Raw genomic sequence first — 16,308 nt, 5'->3', positions numbered from 1 at the left:
ATCACTAGAAAATTTATTGCTAAGCAAATTAGTTTAAACGTCAGTAGCTTAAAGACATTAATTATCTTCTTTTAAGCTACTACATACTTTGGAAGAAAACTCGCGAACAAATACCGCCATTACAGCCAACATGCCGCCTAACACTATGGCAAGTACCATTATTAAGGACTTACTGATGCCTTTGGGCTGCAAGCTTTGGCTTACCTCGTCTACTATTCTGCCATTAGCAAAGCTGGATATGTCTGACTCTAAACTACTTACACTTGCCATTAAAGCAGTAGCAATTTCTCCGGACTTGTTAGACTCCAAAGTCATAGTAAGTTTTAACTGCTCTTTAGCGGCGTCTAGTCTTTGCTGTAAAATACTAACTCGTTGCTCTGTTTGGCGGTCTTGCTCGGCTTTAAGCTGGGTAATAATTCCATGATGTAAATCTGTTACTAAGTCCTTGTCAGCTTCTTGCGCTTTGCTCGTTAAGGTAATTAAATTGGTATCTTTAGGTATGCTGACCGTGACTTTAAAGGGGAGTTTTTCTAGCTGCTTAGTTTGCAATAAATGCCGAGTTTGTTGCGGTATATAGAGACTATTCACTTTAGATTCTAAGCTGGCAGTAGACTCCAGCGAGGTACCGGGGCTGGCTTCGGCACCGCTGTAAATAGTGGTGTACTCGTACGGAGTAGATAAGGTAAGCGCATAAGCCAAACCTCCAAATACTACAACTAAGAAAACTCCTAGCATTAACCGCCAACGTTTAACTAGGGTTTTGGCTAGATCAACCAAAGAAATCTCATCGTCCTGGTAGGCGTGGCGAGGCATAGGTTGACTAAATTCAGCATCTTTCCTTTGGGGTACTTGAGTCATGACTTCTTTTTAATCCTTTGAATTATAAGGTTTTTTATTTTATGTTTTTGAGATTTAGGCACGCTACCGCCCATAGGGTTCAGTTGGCTAATCCCCAAGGCCATAAGCTGTTTTTGAAGGTAAATTTACTGAGCTAACCCAATAAATTTTAAAGGTGCGTAAGTTTACGGGATTTCGGCTAGGGTTGGAAGCTAACAGCTAACAGCATTTTTGCCACGGAATACACGAAAGAACACGGAAAAATAGAGATGAGATCTGACCAAGACTCCTTAAATGGTAAGAGCTGAGATTTGACATAAGCCCAAATGACTGGCGACGAAGGGGTTGGAAACAAGCGCCAGGCTTCTAGTGCCGAGTTAAGAAAGCTCAAACCGAAAACTATTTTTGCAACGGAAGAACGCAGAACCAACGGAAAAATAGGGATAAAATCGAAAAGTGATTTTAATCGCTAAGGAAGAACAGCGGCTAAGTGCTTATATTTAACTAATCACCAATCCCAGCTGCCCACTCACTGCTCTTTAGCTGTCATCCTGACGTACGTCAGGATCTGGTTTAGGCCTTAGACAAAGAGCGAGATACCGGAGTAAATCCGGTAAGACGGCATAAAGAATAATACCCAAACCAGCTCTTGATTTACCTTGGCGCTGGGAGTTGGGAATGGTTAAAACCAGTGCTTGGCGTTGTTACTAGTTACTAGTCCCTAGTCCCAGCTCCCCAATCACTGCTTTTTAGCCGTCATCCTGACGCACGTCAGGATCTGGTTTAGGCCTTAGACAAAGAGCGAGATACAGGGTCAGGCCCAGAATGACGAAGCCTTAATACCGGTAAGATAGATAAAATTAAAGACCTTTTTGCCACGGAACCCACAGAAGAACACGGAAAAATTAAGCTGAGATGGACGAAAAATGACTAATACCTCTTTTTTGTAAGGTCTTAATCATAGAATTTTTTTTCAGATTTGATCGCTATTTTTCCGTGGGTTCCGTGGATTCCGTTGCAGATAAAGTGCTCTCGCATTTCGTCGCAGTCGAAACTTAGAAACAGCGCCCTGCGCCCAGCTAGACAATTAGCGAGGGATTGGAGAATAGTAAACATAAGCGCCGAGCGCCCAGCGCCTAGCTAGACAAAGAGCGAGATACCGGGGCAGGCCCGGTAAGACGGCATATAGAGTAATACCCAAACCAGCTATTGATTTACCTTGGTGCTGGGCGCCGGGCGCTATCTTTGCCCTTACACATTAAAGTCTTTTTAGCCCTCAGCTCTATTTTTCCGTGGCAAAGGGGTTTGGGTTTAGTTTTGCCCAATCAATTGGCTCTTTACCTTGCTGTTGTAATAGCAGGTTGGTTTGCGAGAAATGCTGGCAGCCGAAAAAGCCATGATAGGCGGATAAGGGGCTAGGATGAGCGGCGCTCAGAATATGGTGGCGTTGACTATCTAGCAGCGCACCTTTTCTCTGGGCGTGAGCACCCCACAGTAAAAATACCACGCCTTGGCAATGTTCATTCACGGTTTGGATAACCTGATCGGTAAAGGCTTCCCAACCTAATTTGGCATGAGAGTGCGCCTTGCCTTGTTCAACGGTAAGCACAGTATTGATCATCAGCACGCCCTGCTCTGCCCACGAGCTTAAGTGGCCGTGATCGGGGGTGATAAAACCCGGAATATCTGTGCTTAGCTCTTTGTACATATTACGTAACGAAGGCGGCACCTTAACGCCGGGCAGTACCGAAAAGCTTAAGCCATGGGCTTGATTAGGTCCGTGGTAAGGGTCTTGGCCGAGGATCACTACCTTTACTTGGTCGAGCGGCGTCAGCTTAAAAGCAGTAAATACCTCTGCCGCAGGCGGATAAATCACCTTACCTGCCGCCCGCTCTTGCTCGACAAAATCCAGAGTCTGGCGCAGATAAGGCTGTTGTTGTTCGTGTTCGATAAGCTGATTCCAGGTTAGAGCCATTTAATTCTCGGTTTTGAGTAAAGGGTAAAGAGTGAAGTGGACGAGCACACAACAATAGCAAGATCCTGACATCCGTCAGGATGACGGTTTAACGGCGAGATCATCACACTAGCTAGGAAGACCAGAATAACATAAAAAATCCCGCTGAGACTGGACTGCCAGCTGAAGCGGCCGCCTACAGGAAGCTGTTTGTAGGTGTGTTCCTTTATCCCTTTACGCTTCACCCTTCACTGTCTTTTGCGGATAATGCCTTCTTGCATGGTGCTGGCAACTAAAATGCCGTCACGGGTATAAAACCGACCTTGTACTAGGCCGCGGCCGCCGCTGGCCCGTGGGCTTTCCATGACATACAAGATCCAATCATCGAAGCTAAAATCCTGATGAAACCACATGGAGTGATCGATAGTCGCCACTTGTAGATCTCGATCCCAATAAGAGCGGCCGTGGGGCATGAGTGCGGTCGGCAAGAAGTTAAAATCTGAGGCATATGCCAATAAATATTTGTGAATACTCGGATCATTAGGCAAGTCGCCGTTGGCTTTGAGCCAGATATAGCGCAACGGTTCTGCTTTTTCTGGCGCCATGGGATTTACGTAATTTACTTGGCGCATACTGATGGGCTGAGATGATAACCATTTTTCGCGCACCTTGGACGGCAAGTGCTGGGCCAGCGCCTTAATGTGCTCACTGTCATCGGCTAAGCCTGCAGGCCCTGCCACCTCGGGCATGGCGACTTGATGATCGAAGCCGGAGATAGGCTCTTGAAAAGAGGCCGTCATATAGAAAATCGGCTTGCCATGCTGCAGCGCCTTTACCCTGCGAGTAGAGGTGGTTTTGCCGTCGCGAATATTTTCTACGTCATAAATAATGGGCTTATGCACATCACCCGGGCGCAGAAAATAAGAATGAAAAGAATGCGCCTGGCGCTCTGCCGGCAAGGTATATTTCGCCGCCGCCAAGGCTTGGCCCATCACTTGGCCACCAAATACGGCACCAAAGCCTAAGTCCGCACTTTGCCCCCGATACAAGCCTTCGTCTAACGGCTCTAGCGCCAGCAAAGCCAACAGTTCGTCTAATGCCTGACTCATCTCTTTCCCCCCTTAAATAATTTTTCTACATTAGCAAAATTTGAGGGGGGAAAGATAGCTAGAAGCTGGAAGCTCGGAGCTGGAAGTGAAAGATAAGATCTGAAAAAGCTGGGAACATGTAAGGTAGCTCAGAAAACGCAGTGTTGAATTATAGATTAAAATTAAAGCACTACTGAGTGTAAGCATGACAAGGAGTTGTTATGGATTTTGAAAAGCTAGAAATTTGGCGACGTTCGATTCAGTTATCCGCTGAGGTTTATAAAGCATTGGCCGGCTTGCGGGATTTTGGTTTTAAAGACCAAATTACTCGCTCTGGATTATCAGTTCCTAGCAACATAGCGGAGGGGATGACTAGACGCACACCCAAAGATAAGATGCACTTTCTCCTTATAGCTAAAGGTTCTTGTTCGGAGCTCAGAACGCAAACTTATATTGGTTTAGAAATAGGATATATAGGACACGAACTGGGTAACCATTGGATCAAGGAGACCAAAGAAATAGCTTCGATGATCTCTGGGCTGATTAATAAGTTAAAGCTAGAAGCTGAGAGCCGGAAGCTGGAAGCCGGAAGCCGGAAGCCGGAAGCCGGAAGCTGAGAGCAAGACCAAACGAAACAAGGAGCAAAATCGTTTTGCCCAAACTGGAGAGCAAAAAGCAAAACACCGAGCTGAATAGCTCGGTGTTTGTGTTTAACTTCCAGCTTATCGCTTACGGCTTCAAGCTTTATTTAACATCTCGGCTTTCAATGCTGCGAAGTCGGCAGGAATAGTGCCGTTCAGCGGCTCCATCGCCATGTGCTTGGCGAGGGGACCTGGCAAGGCTAAGTCTTGGCCTAAAATTTCATCGACGTTTTCTTTGAACTTGGCCGGATGGGCGGTGCATAAGAAAATGCCCACTTCATCTTTGCCGCGCTCTTTATTGAGCAAATCCCAACCAATGGCGCCGTGTGGCTCACATAAGTAGCCTTGGGCGAATAGGCGCCGTAAGGCGTCTTTGGTTTGCTCGTCATTGAGTGAGTCAGAGGCGATATCGGCCAGATCCCAACCTTTAACGCGGCACAATTCTTCAACCCGTGGCCAGTTGTTCGGGCGGCTCACGTCCATGGCGTTAGAAATGGTGGCCACCGTGGTCTTAGGATCCCAGCTGCCGCTCGCCAAGTAGCGAGGCACGGTATCGTTGGCGTTGGTGGCGGCCATAAAGCGCTTCACCGGCAGGCCGATGGCCTTGGCAATTAAGCCGGCGGTCAAGTTACCGAAGTTACCTGATGGCACGGCAATCACCGCCTTGTGGCGCTGCTCGGCGGGTAGCTGGGCGATGGCTTCGAAGTAGTAGCACACCTGCGCCACTAAACGGCTGATGTTGATAGAGTTGGCGGAGTTTAAACCTACCGCCGCTTTTAGCTCTTCATCGTCGAAGGCCTGCTTTACTAATGCCTGACAATCGTCGAAGTCGCCTTTCACCGCTAGGGTGCGAATGTTGTCGCCTAAAGTGGTGAACAGCTTTTCTTGCAGCGGGCTGATTTTGCCCTCTGGATACAAGATAACCACGTCAATGTTGGGCAGGCCGTAGAAGGCGTGCGCCACCGCGGCACCTGTGTCGCCTGAGGTAGCAGTCAGAATGGTAATTTTCTTACCATCAGTGCTGAGTGTCGCTAGGCACTGAGCCATGAAGCGGCCGCCAAAGTCTTTAAACGCCAAGGTAGGGCCGTGAAACAGCTCCAATGCGTAGGTGTGCTCGTCAACTTTTACTAAAGGTGCGGGAAAGGTAAAAGCGCGCTCTACCATGGCGGCGAGTGTCGCTTCAGGAATTTCATCACCAATCAGATGCTGTAACACGGCAACCGAGCGCGGCACTAAAGGCAGCTCGAGCAATGCATCAATGTTGGCCATGGGCGTTAAGTTTTCTGGGAAGAATAACCCCTGACCACGACCTAAGCCTTGCTTAACGGCACCAGCGAAATTTATGGTTTCCGAATTGTCCTTAATGTTATACAGCTTCATAATTCAGTTCCTGTTACTCGAGCACCTTGGGTATCGATTTTGCAAATATGGCAAAAGCCATCCTGATTTTGAATAAAATGTTCGCCCAACCAGCTTTTCAGCTTCTCGGCTTGGCCTAAATCTTTGAGCACGCAAAATACCGTGGGGCCACTGCCAGAAATACCGGTGGCCAGTGCGCCCATGGCGGCGGCTTGCTCACGCACCGCATCAAAGCCTGGGATCAACTGTGCGCGATAAGGTTCGGCAATCACGTCTTTCAACATGGCCGCAGCCAGTGTCTCTTGGCCTGTGTGGCAAGCATGCACGAAACCGCCCAAACGACGGCCATAGGTTAAACAGTCTTGGCGGCGATACTGAGCCGGCAATATGCTGCGCGCGGCAGAGGTAGAAACGTTAATACCCGGATAGCAAAGCACCCAATACCAATCATCGAAGCTCGGCAGCGTTTGGCTCACTATGCCCGCTTCGTCGACGACCAACTGCAGGCCACCAAAATGACAAGGTGCGACGTTATCGTAATGCAAAGAACCGGAGATCTGCCCTTCTAGCTCGCCCATCAGCAACATCAATTCATGCTCGCTGAGTGGCTTGTCGTAAAAAGCATTTAGTGCCACAAAAGCGGCCACTATGCTGGTGGCGCTGGAGCCGAGGCCCGAGCCTACTGGCATGCTTTTTTCCAGCGTCATCTTAAGCTTTTTGCTAGTCACGCCTTTATCGAAAATGGCTTTTTCAAAGGCCAGATAGCAGTCATAAACGATGTTTTGGGTAAAATCATCGGGCAACTTATGGGCATAAGCACCGACTGTAGTGAGGGTAAACTCACCCTCCGTATCTCCCACCCACACACGGTCACCCAACAAGGTGCCGTCTACCGGGGCCATGGCGGCCCCTAAAATATCAAAGCCGACGCTGACGTTGGCGGTAGAGGCAGGGGCAAAGGCAACTACACTCATTTAAATCTCCTGCTTCCAGTTATGGGTGCGCAATAAATCGGCAAATACGCCGGCGGCGGTCACATCGGCACCGGCACCATAGCCACGCAATACCAGCGGAATTGGCTGGTAGTATTGGGTGTAGAAGGCCAGCGCATTTTCGCCGTCTTTTACTTTGAACAGCGGATCATCGCCGTCTACGGCCTTAATGGCAACCTTGCAGTGACCATTTTCAATTTCGCCCACGTAGCGCAGCACCTTACCCTCACTCGCCGCTTCTGACACGCGCTGCTCAAAGTAGGCGTTGGCTTCTGGCAAACGGGCCATAAAGGTGTCGTTATCGCCGCTGGCGTCGAAGTGTGGCGGTAGGCTGGCTTCGACTTCAATGTCGGATAAGTCCAATTGCATACCGGCTTCGCGGGCCAAGATCAACAGCTTGCGCGCCACGTCCATGCCGCTTAAATCATCACGCGGATCCGGCTCGGTAAAGCCGTTATCGCGAGCGATGCGGGTGGCATCGGCAAAGCTCATACCTTCATCTAACTTACCGAAGATGTAAGACATGGAGCCAGACAAAATACCGCCAAAGGCTTTAAGCTCATCGCCCGCGCGCAGCAGGTTTTGCAGGTTCTCGATCACCGGCAAACCGGCGCCAACTGTTGTCTCATACAAGAACTTGCGGTGAGTACGCTGGGCGGCACGGCGCAGCTGGCGATAATAATCTAGGCTGGCAGTGTTGGCTTTCTTGTTCGGGGTCACCACATGGAAGCCAGCGGCCAAGAAGTCGGCATATTGCTCGGCCACGCCCTCGCTTGAGGTGCAATCCACCAGTACGGGATTGATCAGATGGCTGTCTTCGACCATGCGCTGCAAGCGCGCTAAGGTAAAGCTTTCGGTGGCTTGCTCTAGCTGCTCTTGCCAGTTGGCAAGCTCGATACCGTCACGGTTTAACACCATCTGGCGCGAATTGGCGATGCCCACCACGCGAATGCCGATATCTTGCTTTTGCAATACCGGCTGCTGGCGACGAATTTGTTCGAGCAAGGCCGCACCCACGCCACCACAACCCACTAAGAACACATCAATAAAGCGACGGCTCGAGAAGAAGTTTTGATGGCAAGCCTTAATGGCTTCGGTGGTTTTTGCCTTGTGGATCACCGCAGAAATAGAGCGCTCGCTCGAGCCCTGAGCGATAGCTACTATATTAATGGAGGCTTCGGCCAAGGCATTAAAGAAGCGGGCCGACACGCCTTTCACCATGCGCATGCGATCGCCGACCAAAGAAATGATGGCCAAGTCTTCGATGATATCTAACGGCTCAAGCAGCTTGTTTTTAAATTCCAGTGCGAATTCGTTGGCGATGGCAATTTTCGCCTTGGCTTGGTCGAAGTTATGGATACAAAAACTCACGCTGTATTCAGATGAGCTTTGGGTGATCAGCACTATGCTGACGCCGGCGCGGGAGACACAAGAGAACAAGCGCCCAGCCATGCCGACCATGCCTTTCATACCCGGACCCGATATGTTGATCATGGTCATGCCGACTAAGTCGGAAATGCCTTTTACCTGCTGATCGTCGTCGCTGCACTCGGGGCCGATTAACGAGCCTTCGCCTTGCGGGTTACCGGTGTTTTTGATCAAGCACGGAATGTGGAACTGAGCGATGGGCGCAATGGTTTTGGGATGCAAAACCTTGGCACCAAAATACGACAGCTCCATGGCTTCTTTATAAGACAATTGCTTTAGCAACTTAGCGTCTGGCACCAAGCGTGGGTCGCAGTTGTACACGCCATCTACATCGGTCCATATCTCGCAACACTCGGCATTCACGCAAGCGGCTAACACGGCAGCGGAATAATCTGAGCCATTACGACCCAAGATCACGGTTTCGCCTTTGTCATTACCGGCGGTAAAGCCCGGCATCAGGTAGATGCAATCACTACGCAAGCCTGCTTCGGCAAAACGCGCCCGTGACACTTCGATGTTCACTGTGGCTTCTAAATAGCTGCCCTCGCCTAACAACATGGCCTGAGGCGTGATCACTTCAACTTGCTCGCCGCGAGCGGTCAGCAAGGCCGCCATGGTGGCGATGGATAAGGCTTCGCCACGGCTTAAGATGTGTGCTTGGGTGTTATCTGGGCACTGCTGTAATAAGCCGACCCCTTGCAGCAAACGCGCCAGCTGGCTGAGTTCGCGCTCTACTCGCGCCTTCACACCCGTGTCGTCAAACGCAGGGAAAGTTGCCTTGAGGCCGTCGATAATGCCATGAAAAATCTGCTCAATTTCCTGCAATACCGGCGCCGGATCCAAACCACGTATGGTCTGTTCAACCACGGCCACCAAGTGGTTGGTGACTTTGGCGGGGGCGGATAAGACCAGCGCCGCCTGAGACTGCTGCTGATTATTGACCACGATATCGGCGACGTTATTAAATCGCTCGCTATTGGCCAAAGAGGTGCCGCCAAATTTCAAGACACGCATTGATAACTCCCTGTGCTAGGCAAAAGTGCTAGACGAAAAATAGAAAACGAAAAAGAATAACGAACAAAATTTAACTAATACCATGCTGTAAAACTAACTGGTCAGTATTGTCACTCTTAGTGAATACAACACCTAAAGTCAGGCTGGGCAGTGTTTTGTAGTCTAGCGCTTCAGCTGCTAGTCCCGTCTCAGCGGGAATGTTTTAAACTATCCTGCTGCGCAGGACCCACAGCTAAAGCGTGGGACTACAAGGGCGGTGCCTATCTTTGTAGTTCGCTTGAACAGGCGACTTTTTTACTTAAATTGGTATAAAAAACAGCTAAAAACGCAACAAAAAAGCCCGCATCGGATGGGGATGCGGGCTCTTAGATTCTAATCAAGTGTTGTTAGCGCATCAGCCCGCTTCAGTACCACGTGTAATGGTACCAATAATGGTGCTGGTAATAATAATGCTGGTAATGAGGCGCTGGCTTGGCAACATAACGAACAACCTTGAAGAACGAGTGGCATAGCAATAACCCGAGCTAGCATGCTTGTCAACCGCCCTTGTGCTCAGACAGCGCCCTATCTAAGTCTTTCAAGAGCAGATGCAGGAGGTTTAGATCGCGCTGTTCTAGCATAGGCAAACGGTCAGATACCCATCCAGCCAGTTTTTCCTGCTGGCCAACCCCAATTTTATCAAACAATTGTGCTGTTTTTTGTTGCAGCACTCTTAATTGCTTATTGGAGCCAAGAGTTTCGTTATCAGCGACGGCTTCGGCCTTATCTGCTATTGCTGGCTCGTGCACGCCCTGACTAAATTCATAGGCGTAGAGCATAATGGCTTGGCCGAGATTCAGCGACGGATAGCTCACCTTAAGCGGCAAGTAGCTAATAATATCGGCCAGTGCCAAATCCTCGTTACTTAAGCCGGACTCTTCACAGCCAAATAACAGCGCTACTTTTTGCACTTTTTTATTATTAACTTGGGTGATGGCTTGTTGCGGCGTCAGGTAATAACGATAACGACCCCGCTCGCGGGCCGTGGTGGCAATCACTAAGTCCATGTCGGCCAAGGCGGGCGCCAGCTCGGCAAAATACTCGGCGTTATCTAAAATTTCTTGGGCGCCGTGGGCCACCCAATGGGCTTTGTCTTGTTCATGAACGCGGCTGTTCACTAAGCGCATCTGATCAAAGCCCATGGTCTTCATGGCGCGCGCCGCCGCGCCTACGTTTTCCGCCCGCGCCGGTGATTTAAGTACAAAATACAGCTGCATGGCCTACCCTACTTTTGCCGAGCTTTTTGCTTAGCGAATACCCAAAGAAACGGCGCACATTCTGCCATAAAAGCGCCGCTTGGGACACCTAAAAGAGTACCAGCCAGCGCCAAGCAACCAGAAAACCAAGCACTAAATAATTTGCAACGAAATCCACCAAACCCGCGAAAAAATAGGGATAAGATCGAAAAAGGGACTTTTATAATAAGAGCCAATACAGGGCTTAATTGTAGGTCTTGCTCCAATACGTTTCGTGTCATGTTGATCTTTTAGTGGATTTTTTTGATTTCTTTGCAGATCAAGATCTTAAATATTTTTTGCCACGATATGCTCGTGCCGGCAGAGAGAAGTACAGACTCGGTAGCGGTGGTTTTCAACCCCGTTATCCATATATAGGACCTTACAAAATAAAGTCTTTTTATGTTATTTATTTTCGTCTGTGTCGTTCTGTGCTCTCGTTACAAATAGGCGTGGCAAAGAAGGTTTTTTAGAAAGAGGGATGGCTCAGGGCTTCTCGCGACACGATAATGCCGTTGATGTCTGCGTAGATATAATCGCCGGGATTAATGGTCACCTCGGCAAAGGTGACCGGCACGTCTATTTCGCCTACATCGTGTTTCTCGGTTTTCATCGGGCAAGTAGCCAGCGCCTTCACGCCCAGCGCCATGGCACCAATCGCGCCCGCATCACGAATGGCGCCGTAGATCACCACGCCGGCCCAGCCGTTGTCGAGTGCCGTGGCAGCTACTTGGTCACCCATTAATGCACGGCGCACCGAGCCACCACCGTCAATCACTAACACCTTGCCGGTGCCGGGTGTAGCCACCAGCTCGCGCACTTTCGAATTATCTTCATAACAGCTTACCGTAACGGCTTTACCCCAAAAGTTAATTTGAGCGCCATAGTCTTTAAAGATGGGTGCCAATATTTCAATCTTATCTTCGTGCTCATCACATAAATCCGGTAATAAATCCAACATGCCTTACTCCTTACTATTTTTATGAGTGGGCTTAATTGTATGAAAGACAAAGCTTTAAAGCCATTTGCCACGGAATACACGGAAGAACACGGAAAAATGAAGATAAAATCTGAATAAATATGTTTAGGGTGAAGCGTAAAGAGTGTAAGGGTAAACCTAAGCCTTTTCTCGGCGTAGGGCACTATGTTTATCATTCAACATGAAAAACCATGGATTGCCGCGTCGTTGCACTCCTCGCAACGACGGACTGAGACAAGAGACTGGGGACTGAGGATTGGGGATTAGAAACCTAGGTTTGCCTGTCATACCATTCTGTAAAACTAGCTGATCAGTATTATCGATCTTAGTGAATACAACACCTAAAGTCAGGCTGGACGGTGTTTTGTAGTCTAGCGCTTCAGCTGCTAGTCCCGTCTCAGCGGGAATGTTTAAAGCCTTCTTGCTTTGCAAGACCCACAGCTGAAGCGTGGGACTACAAGGGCGGCACTTATCTTTGTGATTCGCTTAAACAGGCCACTTCTTTACTTAGATTGGTATCATTGACCACTCCCTCATCCCTAATCCCTGCTTTTGGTCTTAACTCAACATTCAACACTAAAAACTCAACATTGCCCTTCACCTAGCTTGACCTCGATCAAACTTGCGTCTAAAACTATTTAACATTTCAGCTGATGACTATTGTTATGCCCCTGTTAACTGTTAAAATAGCGTAACTTTAGGTAATGGATCTCTGTTTGTCCCGTCTGTCTCTTTAGACGCCATGTAATGGGCAACGTGCAAAATACATGCTGCAGCTACATGGCAGCGATCACATGACAGCAAAGACGTGGGATGGCAGTAACTGCATGGGATGCAAATAAAAACAGCTTAAAACAAGCAGTGTCAGCGAGCCAAAAGCTCGCCACTTAACAGTAGCGTGGCGTAAGAGGGTAGATGAGTTACAAATAATCCACATTTCCTACTCCGGCCACTATTGATACTCCATTATATTTACATCTAATAAACAGGTAGACACATGCAGACTCCACATATTCTTATTGTTGAAGACGAGTTAGTTACTCGTAATACCCTAAAGGGTATCTTTGAAGCGGAAGGTTATTCTGTATTAGAGGCCACAGACGGTGATGAGATGTATCAGGCACTGTCAAACAACAACATAAATTTAGTGATCATGGACATCAACCTGCCCGGCAAAAATGGCTTGTTGCTGGCTCGTGAATTGCGCGAGCAACACAACTTAGCGCTGATGTTTTTGACCGGCCGTGATAACGAAGTGGATAAAATCCTAGGCCTAGAAATTGGTGCCGATGATTATATTACTAAGCCGTTTAATCCCCGCGAACTAACCATACGCGCCCGCAACCTGCTAAGCCGCACCATGCAAGTGCCTGACGCGCCAGAAGAAGAGCGCCAAGTGGATGCTTATCGCTTTAACGGTTGGACGTTGGACATTAACAGCCGCGCACTGGTCAGCCCAAATAACGAAGTGTTTAAGCTGCCGCGCAGTGAGTTTCGCGCCATGATCCACTTTTGTGAGAACCCAGGCCAAATTCAAAGCCGTGCCGAGTTATTGAAGAAGATGACCGGCCGCGAACTTAAACCCCACGATCGCACAGTTGACGTCACCATTCGTCGTATTCGTAAGCATTTTGAGTCTATGCCTGATACGCCAGAAATCATCGCCACTATCCACGGCGAAGGCTATCGCTTTTGCGGTGACTTAGAGGCTTAATCGCCAGCTGATGAATTGCCACACACTTAAAACCTCGCCCTGCGAGGTTTTTTGTTTTTAAAGTTTAAAAACTTAAGATCAAAGATCTTTGCAACGAAACCCGCGAAATCCACTAAAAGATTAACATAACAGCAAAATTTTTGAGGTTAGAGCTCACGGCAAAAAGACTCGATGTTTGCTTTTACCATTACAATCTCTTTTAGATTTGATCTCTATTTTTTCGTGGGTTTCGTGTTCTTTCGTTGCAAAATATATTTAAGTTCTTAGAACAAAACAGGAGAACTCATGAGTCATCATCCTTTTGCCGTTACTGTGGCCATGATAGTGCAGGCCGGCGAACGGTTTTTAATGGTCGAAGAGTGGCAACAAGGCCGCATTCGTTTTAACCAGCCAGCGGGTCATCTTGAGCCCGGCGAGGCTATTATTGAAGGCGCCCAGCGAGAGCTATTAGAAGAAACCGGGCTGGATATTAAAATTGATCAAGGGGTGGCCATTTATCAGTTTACTGCCCCCGATAACGGCATCCATTTCGTACGCTTTACCTTTTGTGCCGAAGTGCCTGAGCCATTAGCCACCTGTCCACAAGACCCAGACGACGATATTATTTGTTGCCATTGGCTGACCTTGAGCGAGATTGAAGCCTTAGGCGAGCAATTGCGCAGCCCAATGATCTTAGCCTCCTTTAAGGATTACTTGGCGGGTGCACGTTTTGATCTGAGCATGTTGAAACAACAGCGGTAAAGTGTTGAGTGATGTTCAATAGCTAAAGATTTTTTTGCAACGAAACCCACGAAAACCGCGAAAAAATAGAGAGCTGGCCTAAAGAAATATTGATGGGTTAGAGCAACATCGCCGAGCCCCTTTGGACGTTGACTTGGTCTTACCATTACCTGATTATCCACAAAGTTCAGCTATGTTTCAGTGACTTCAGCGTCAATATATTCAATGGGTTACAACGTAGGTGGCCGTCTCTTCGGCGAAGAGGACTTCGCCACGGTTTTATGTTTTTATTTAAAAATTGCCAGCAAAGCTGGCCTGCCGAAACTTTCTGTTTATAAACAAGTGGCAGCTACAAAAACCTAAAACAACGCGCATCATGGCTGAAGTTCATACGTAATCAGGTAGTTCTTTGTACTTCTTAAGGCTGGACTCTGGGATGTGGGCGCAGTGCGCTATGGTTTTATCTTAGGGCTATATTGCCCCCTTCACTCTTCACACCTAACCCTTCACCTGCACTGGTATTGGCTTGCTATTAAAAAATCAATCACTTAGCATTCGACAATACAAAACTCGCCACTTTTATATCTAAAATTAACGCATATCGCAGTTTTTTTAGCTGCTTTTTTAGCTAAACGGTTACGGCCTATTTGATCATCACGCAGAGCAAAATTATGGATCATAAAGCACTTGCACGAGTTTTAGGGCTCGACATTGAACAGCAGCAATTTGACCGCGCGCTAGGCCATGTGAAAGGTATGCGCCCCGTCGACATCGCCGATACCTTAGCCGATATAAAACCTGCACTGGCGTGGCAATTGCTAGACCAAATGCCTGACCGTGCTGGGGTGTTTTCCTACCTAGATATGGACGAGCAGATAGCTTTGGCGAGGGCATTCCCTCGAGCTAATCTGGCACGGTTGGTATCAGAAATGCCCGCCGATGAGCGGGCCGACTTATATAAACAACTCGATCAACAACAAAAAGACGCGCTACTGCCGGCATTGGCGCAGGCGGAGCGCGAAGACATTCGCAAACTGGCCTCCTATCAAGAAGGCACGGCCGGCGCCTTAATGACCTCAGATTACGCCACGCTCGACGCTAATATGAACGTCAGCGAAGCCTTGAGCGCCCTGCGTACCGAAGCCCCGGATGCAGAAACCATTTATCATGCTTATGTGATTGATGCCGGGCGCAAGTTATTGGGCGTGGTGTCTTTACGCGCGCTGATCTTAGCCTCACCGCCCACCTTGATGCACGACATCATGATCCATTCGCCCATTCATTGTCGCGTGAATGACGACCAAGAAGACGTAGCCAAAATCATTGCCCGCTATGACTTAATAGCGCTGCCCATCGTCGATGAAGACGGCGCCTTGGTGGGCATAGTCACCCACGATGACGCCATGGACGTGCTCAGTGAAGAAGCCACCGACGACTTTCATAAGTCCGGTGGTGTGAGCACCATGATTGGCAACATGAAAGACGTGAGCATTCGCGTGCTCTATAAGAAGCGAGTGTTTTGGTTAGTGTTATTGGTATTCGGTAACTTATTTTCCGGTGTCGGTATTGCCCATTTTGAAGACTTAATTGCCGCCAATATAGTACTGGTGTTCTTCTTGCCCTTACTGGTGGGCAGCGGCGGTAACGCCGGCTCTCAGTCCGCCACCTTGATGGTGCGCGCGCTCGCCACCGGCGAGGTGGTAATGCGCGACTGGTTTCGCTTATTGGGCCGAGAAGCCTTAGTCGCCTTATGTTTAGGCGGCACCATGGCGGTGGCGATTTCCGCTATTGGCTATCTGCGCGGTGACGCTATGGTCGCTATGGTGCTGGCCATGAGCATGATGATGGTGGTGATGATTGGTTGTCTTATTGGTATGAGTTTACCCTTTGTGCTGAACAATATGGGCTTTGACCCAGCGAGCGCCAGTGCGCCCTTGATCACTACTGTGTGCGATGCCTCAGGCGTACTTATGTACTTATATATAGCCTCACAATTTTTAGCGCTGGGGTGAGCATAGCGTTCCGCTATTTCAGTGTTGAGTTTTTAGTGCTGAATGTTGAGTAAAGTTCAAAAACCACCGAAAGATTAAAGATTATTTGCCACAGAATCCCACGGAAAAATAGTGATCAAATCTGCAAGAACGCTTTATGGTCAGGACTAAAACAAGCCCCCGACACCAAGCGCCAAGATTTTTGCAACGAAACCCGCTAAACCCGCGAAAAAATAAGGATAAAATCGAAAAAGGGACTTTGATGGTAAGAACCAATACAGTGCTTAGTTGTAGGTCTTACCATTTGCAGCATGTTC

The 16,308-nt window shown here is 48.6% G+C and carries 12 protein-coding genes; 4 read left to right on the top strand and 8 right to left on the bottom strand.

The features are described 5' to 3' along the window. Positions 1-57 precede the first annotated feature (57 nt). From ACEN2G_RS05900 to tesB, 3 genes are all read right to left on the bottom strand, one after another. Entirely contained in the window at positions 58-858 is an 801-nt protein-coding gene (locus ACEN2G_RS05900) for a GNVR domain-containing protein (RefSeq protein WP_442020549.1), read from the bottom strand. 1,261 nt (positions 859-2,119) lie between these two features. After that, entirely contained in the window at positions 2,120-2,812 is a 693-nt protein-coding gene (gene ung, locus ACEN2G_RS05895) for a uracil-DNA glycosylase (protein WP_442020548.1), read from the bottom strand. Between the two features lie 227 nt (positions 2,813-3,039). Continuing rightward, positions 3,040-3,900 (bottom strand): acyl-CoA thioesterase II, encoded by an 861-nt coding sequence (gene tesB / locus ACEN2G_RS05890; protein WP_442020547.1) that lies wholly within the window; start codon positions 3,898-3,900, stop codon positions 3,040-3,042. 200 nt (positions 3,901-4,100) lie between these two features. On the opposite strand from tesB, the gene ACEN2G_RS05885 reads away from it, so the two are divergent. Continuing rightward, entirely contained in the window at positions 4,101-4,496 is a 396-nt protein-coding gene (locus ACEN2G_RS05885) for a four helix bundle protein (RefSeq protein ID WP_442020546.1), read from the top strand. A 120-nt stretch (positions 4,497-4,616) separates the two neighbouring features. Here ACEN2G_RS05885 and thrC read toward each other — a convergent pair whose 3' ends face one another. The 5 genes from thrC to ACEN2G_RS05860 form a co-directional block, all read right to left on the bottom strand. Further along, complete coding sequence (thrC, locus tag ACEN2G_RS05880) at positions 4,617-5,900, bottom strand: threonine synthase (RefSeq protein WP_442020545.1); 1,284 nt, start codon at positions 5,898-5,900, stop codon at positions 4,617-4,619. Continuing rightward, positions 5,897-6,853: a homoserine kinase gene (thrB, locus tag ACEN2G_RS05875; protein ID WP_442020544.1), complete on the bottom strand. Its 957-nt coding sequence runs from the start codon at positions 6,851-6,853 to the stop codon at positions 5,897-5,899. The genes thrC and thrB overlap by 4 nt, the downstream gene beginning before the upstream one ends. Beyond that, positions 6,854-9,313: a bifunctional aspartate kinase/homoserine dehydrogenase I gene (gene thrA, locus ACEN2G_RS05870; RefSeq protein WP_442020543.1), complete on the bottom strand. Its 2,460-nt coding sequence runs from the start codon at positions 9,311-9,313 to the stop codon at positions 6,854-6,856. Positions 9,314-9,849: 536 nt separating this feature from the next. Continuing rightward, positions 9,850-10,569, bottom strand: coding sequence for a tRNA/rRNA methyltransferase (locus ACEN2G_RS05865; RefSeq protein WP_442020542.1), 720 nt, complete (start codon positions 10,567-10,569; stop codon positions 9,850-9,852). A 487-nt stretch (positions 10,570-11,056) separates the two neighbouring features. Beyond that, positions 11,057-11,548: a putative 4-hydroxy-4-methyl-2-oxoglutarate aldolase gene (locus tag ACEN2G_RS05860; RefSeq protein ID WP_442020541.1), complete on the bottom strand. Its 492-nt coding sequence runs from the start codon at positions 11,546-11,548 to the stop codon at positions 11,057-11,059. Positions 11,549-12,563: 1,015 nt separating this feature from the next. Between ACEN2G_RS05860 and arcA the strand changes: the two genes are divergently transcribed. The 3 genes from arcA to mgtE all read left to right on the top strand — a co-directional run bounded on the left by arcA (position 12,564) and on the right by mgtE (position 16,012). Continuing rightward, the gene (gene arcA, locus ACEN2G_RS05855; protein ID WP_442020540.1) at positions 12,564-13,280 is read left to right on the top strand and encodes a two-component system response regulator ArcA; all 717 of its coding nucleotides are present in this window, start codon (positions 12,564-12,566) and stop codon (positions 13,278-13,280) included. Between the two features lie 285 nt (positions 13,281-13,565). After that, on the top strand, positions 13,566-14,021 hold the full coding sequence (locus tag ACEN2G_RS05850; RefSeq protein WP_442020539.1) for an NUDIX hydrolase: 456 nt from the start codon (positions 13,566-13,568) through the stop codon (positions 14,019-14,021). A 650-nt stretch (positions 14,022-14,671) separates the two neighbouring features. Further along, positions 14,672-16,012, top strand: coding sequence for a magnesium transporter (gene mgtE, locus ACEN2G_RS05845; protein ID WP_442020538.1), 1,341 nt, complete (start codon positions 14,672-14,674; stop codon positions 16,010-16,012). The last annotated feature ends 296 nt before the right edge of the window (positions 16,013-16,308 follow it).

The organism is Oceanisphaera sp. W20_SRM_FM3 (assembly GCF_052119705.1).
Classification (GTDB): Bacteria; Pseudomonadota; Gammaproteobacteria; order Enterobacterales; family Aeromonadaceae; genus Oceanimonas.
The sequence above is the reverse complement of the archived record's forward strand: the minus strand, read 5'-3'. Positions and strand labels throughout refer to the sequence as shown.

Bases quoted from the DNA above. Each gene is read 5' to 3' on its own strand.
- ACEN2G_RS05900 (WP_442020549.1), bottom strand. From the start codon at position 858: ATGACTCAAGTACCCCAAAGGAAAGATGCTGAATTTAGTCAACCTATG.
- ung (WP_442020548.1), bottom strand. From the start codon at position 2,812: ATGGCTCTAACCTGGAATCAGCTTATCGAACACGAACAACAACAGCCT.
- tesB (WP_442020547.1), bottom strand. From the start codon at position 3,900: ATGAGTCAGGCATTAGACGAACTGTTGGCTTTGCTGGCGCTAGAGCCG.
- ACEN2G_RS05885 (WP_442020546.1), top strand. From the start codon at position 4,101: ATGGATTTTGAAAAGCTAGAAATTTGGCGACGTTCGATTCAGTTATCC.
- thrC (WP_442020545.1), bottom strand. From the start codon at position 5,900: ATGAAGCTGTATAACATTAAGGACAATTCGGAAACCATAAATTTCGCT.
- thrB (WP_442020544.1), bottom strand. From the start codon at position 6,853: ATGAGTGTAGTTGCCTTTGCCCCTGCCTCTACCGCCAACGTCAGCGTC.
- thrA (WP_442020543.1), bottom strand. From the start codon at position 9,313: ATGCGTGTCTTGAAATTTGGCGGCACCTCTTTGGCCAATAGCGAGCGA.
- ACEN2G_RS05865 (WP_442020542.1), bottom strand. From the start codon at position 10,569: ATGCAGCTGTATTTTGTACTTAAATCACCGGCGCGGGCGGAAAACGTA.
- ACEN2G_RS05860 (WP_442020541.1), bottom strand. From the start codon at position 11,548: ATGTTGGATTTATTACCGGATTTATGTGATGAGCACGAAGATAAGATT.
- arcA (WP_442020540.1), top strand. From the start codon at position 12,564: ATGCAGACTCCACATATTCTTATTGTTGAAGACGAGTTAGTTACTCGT.
- ACEN2G_RS05850 (WP_442020539.1), top strand. From the start codon at position 13,566: ATGAGTCATCATCCTTTTGCCGTTACTGTGGCCATGATAGTGCAGGCC.
- mgtE (WP_442020538.1), top strand. From the start codon at position 14,672: ATGGATCATAAAGCACTTGCACGAGTTTTAGGGCTCGACATTGAACAG.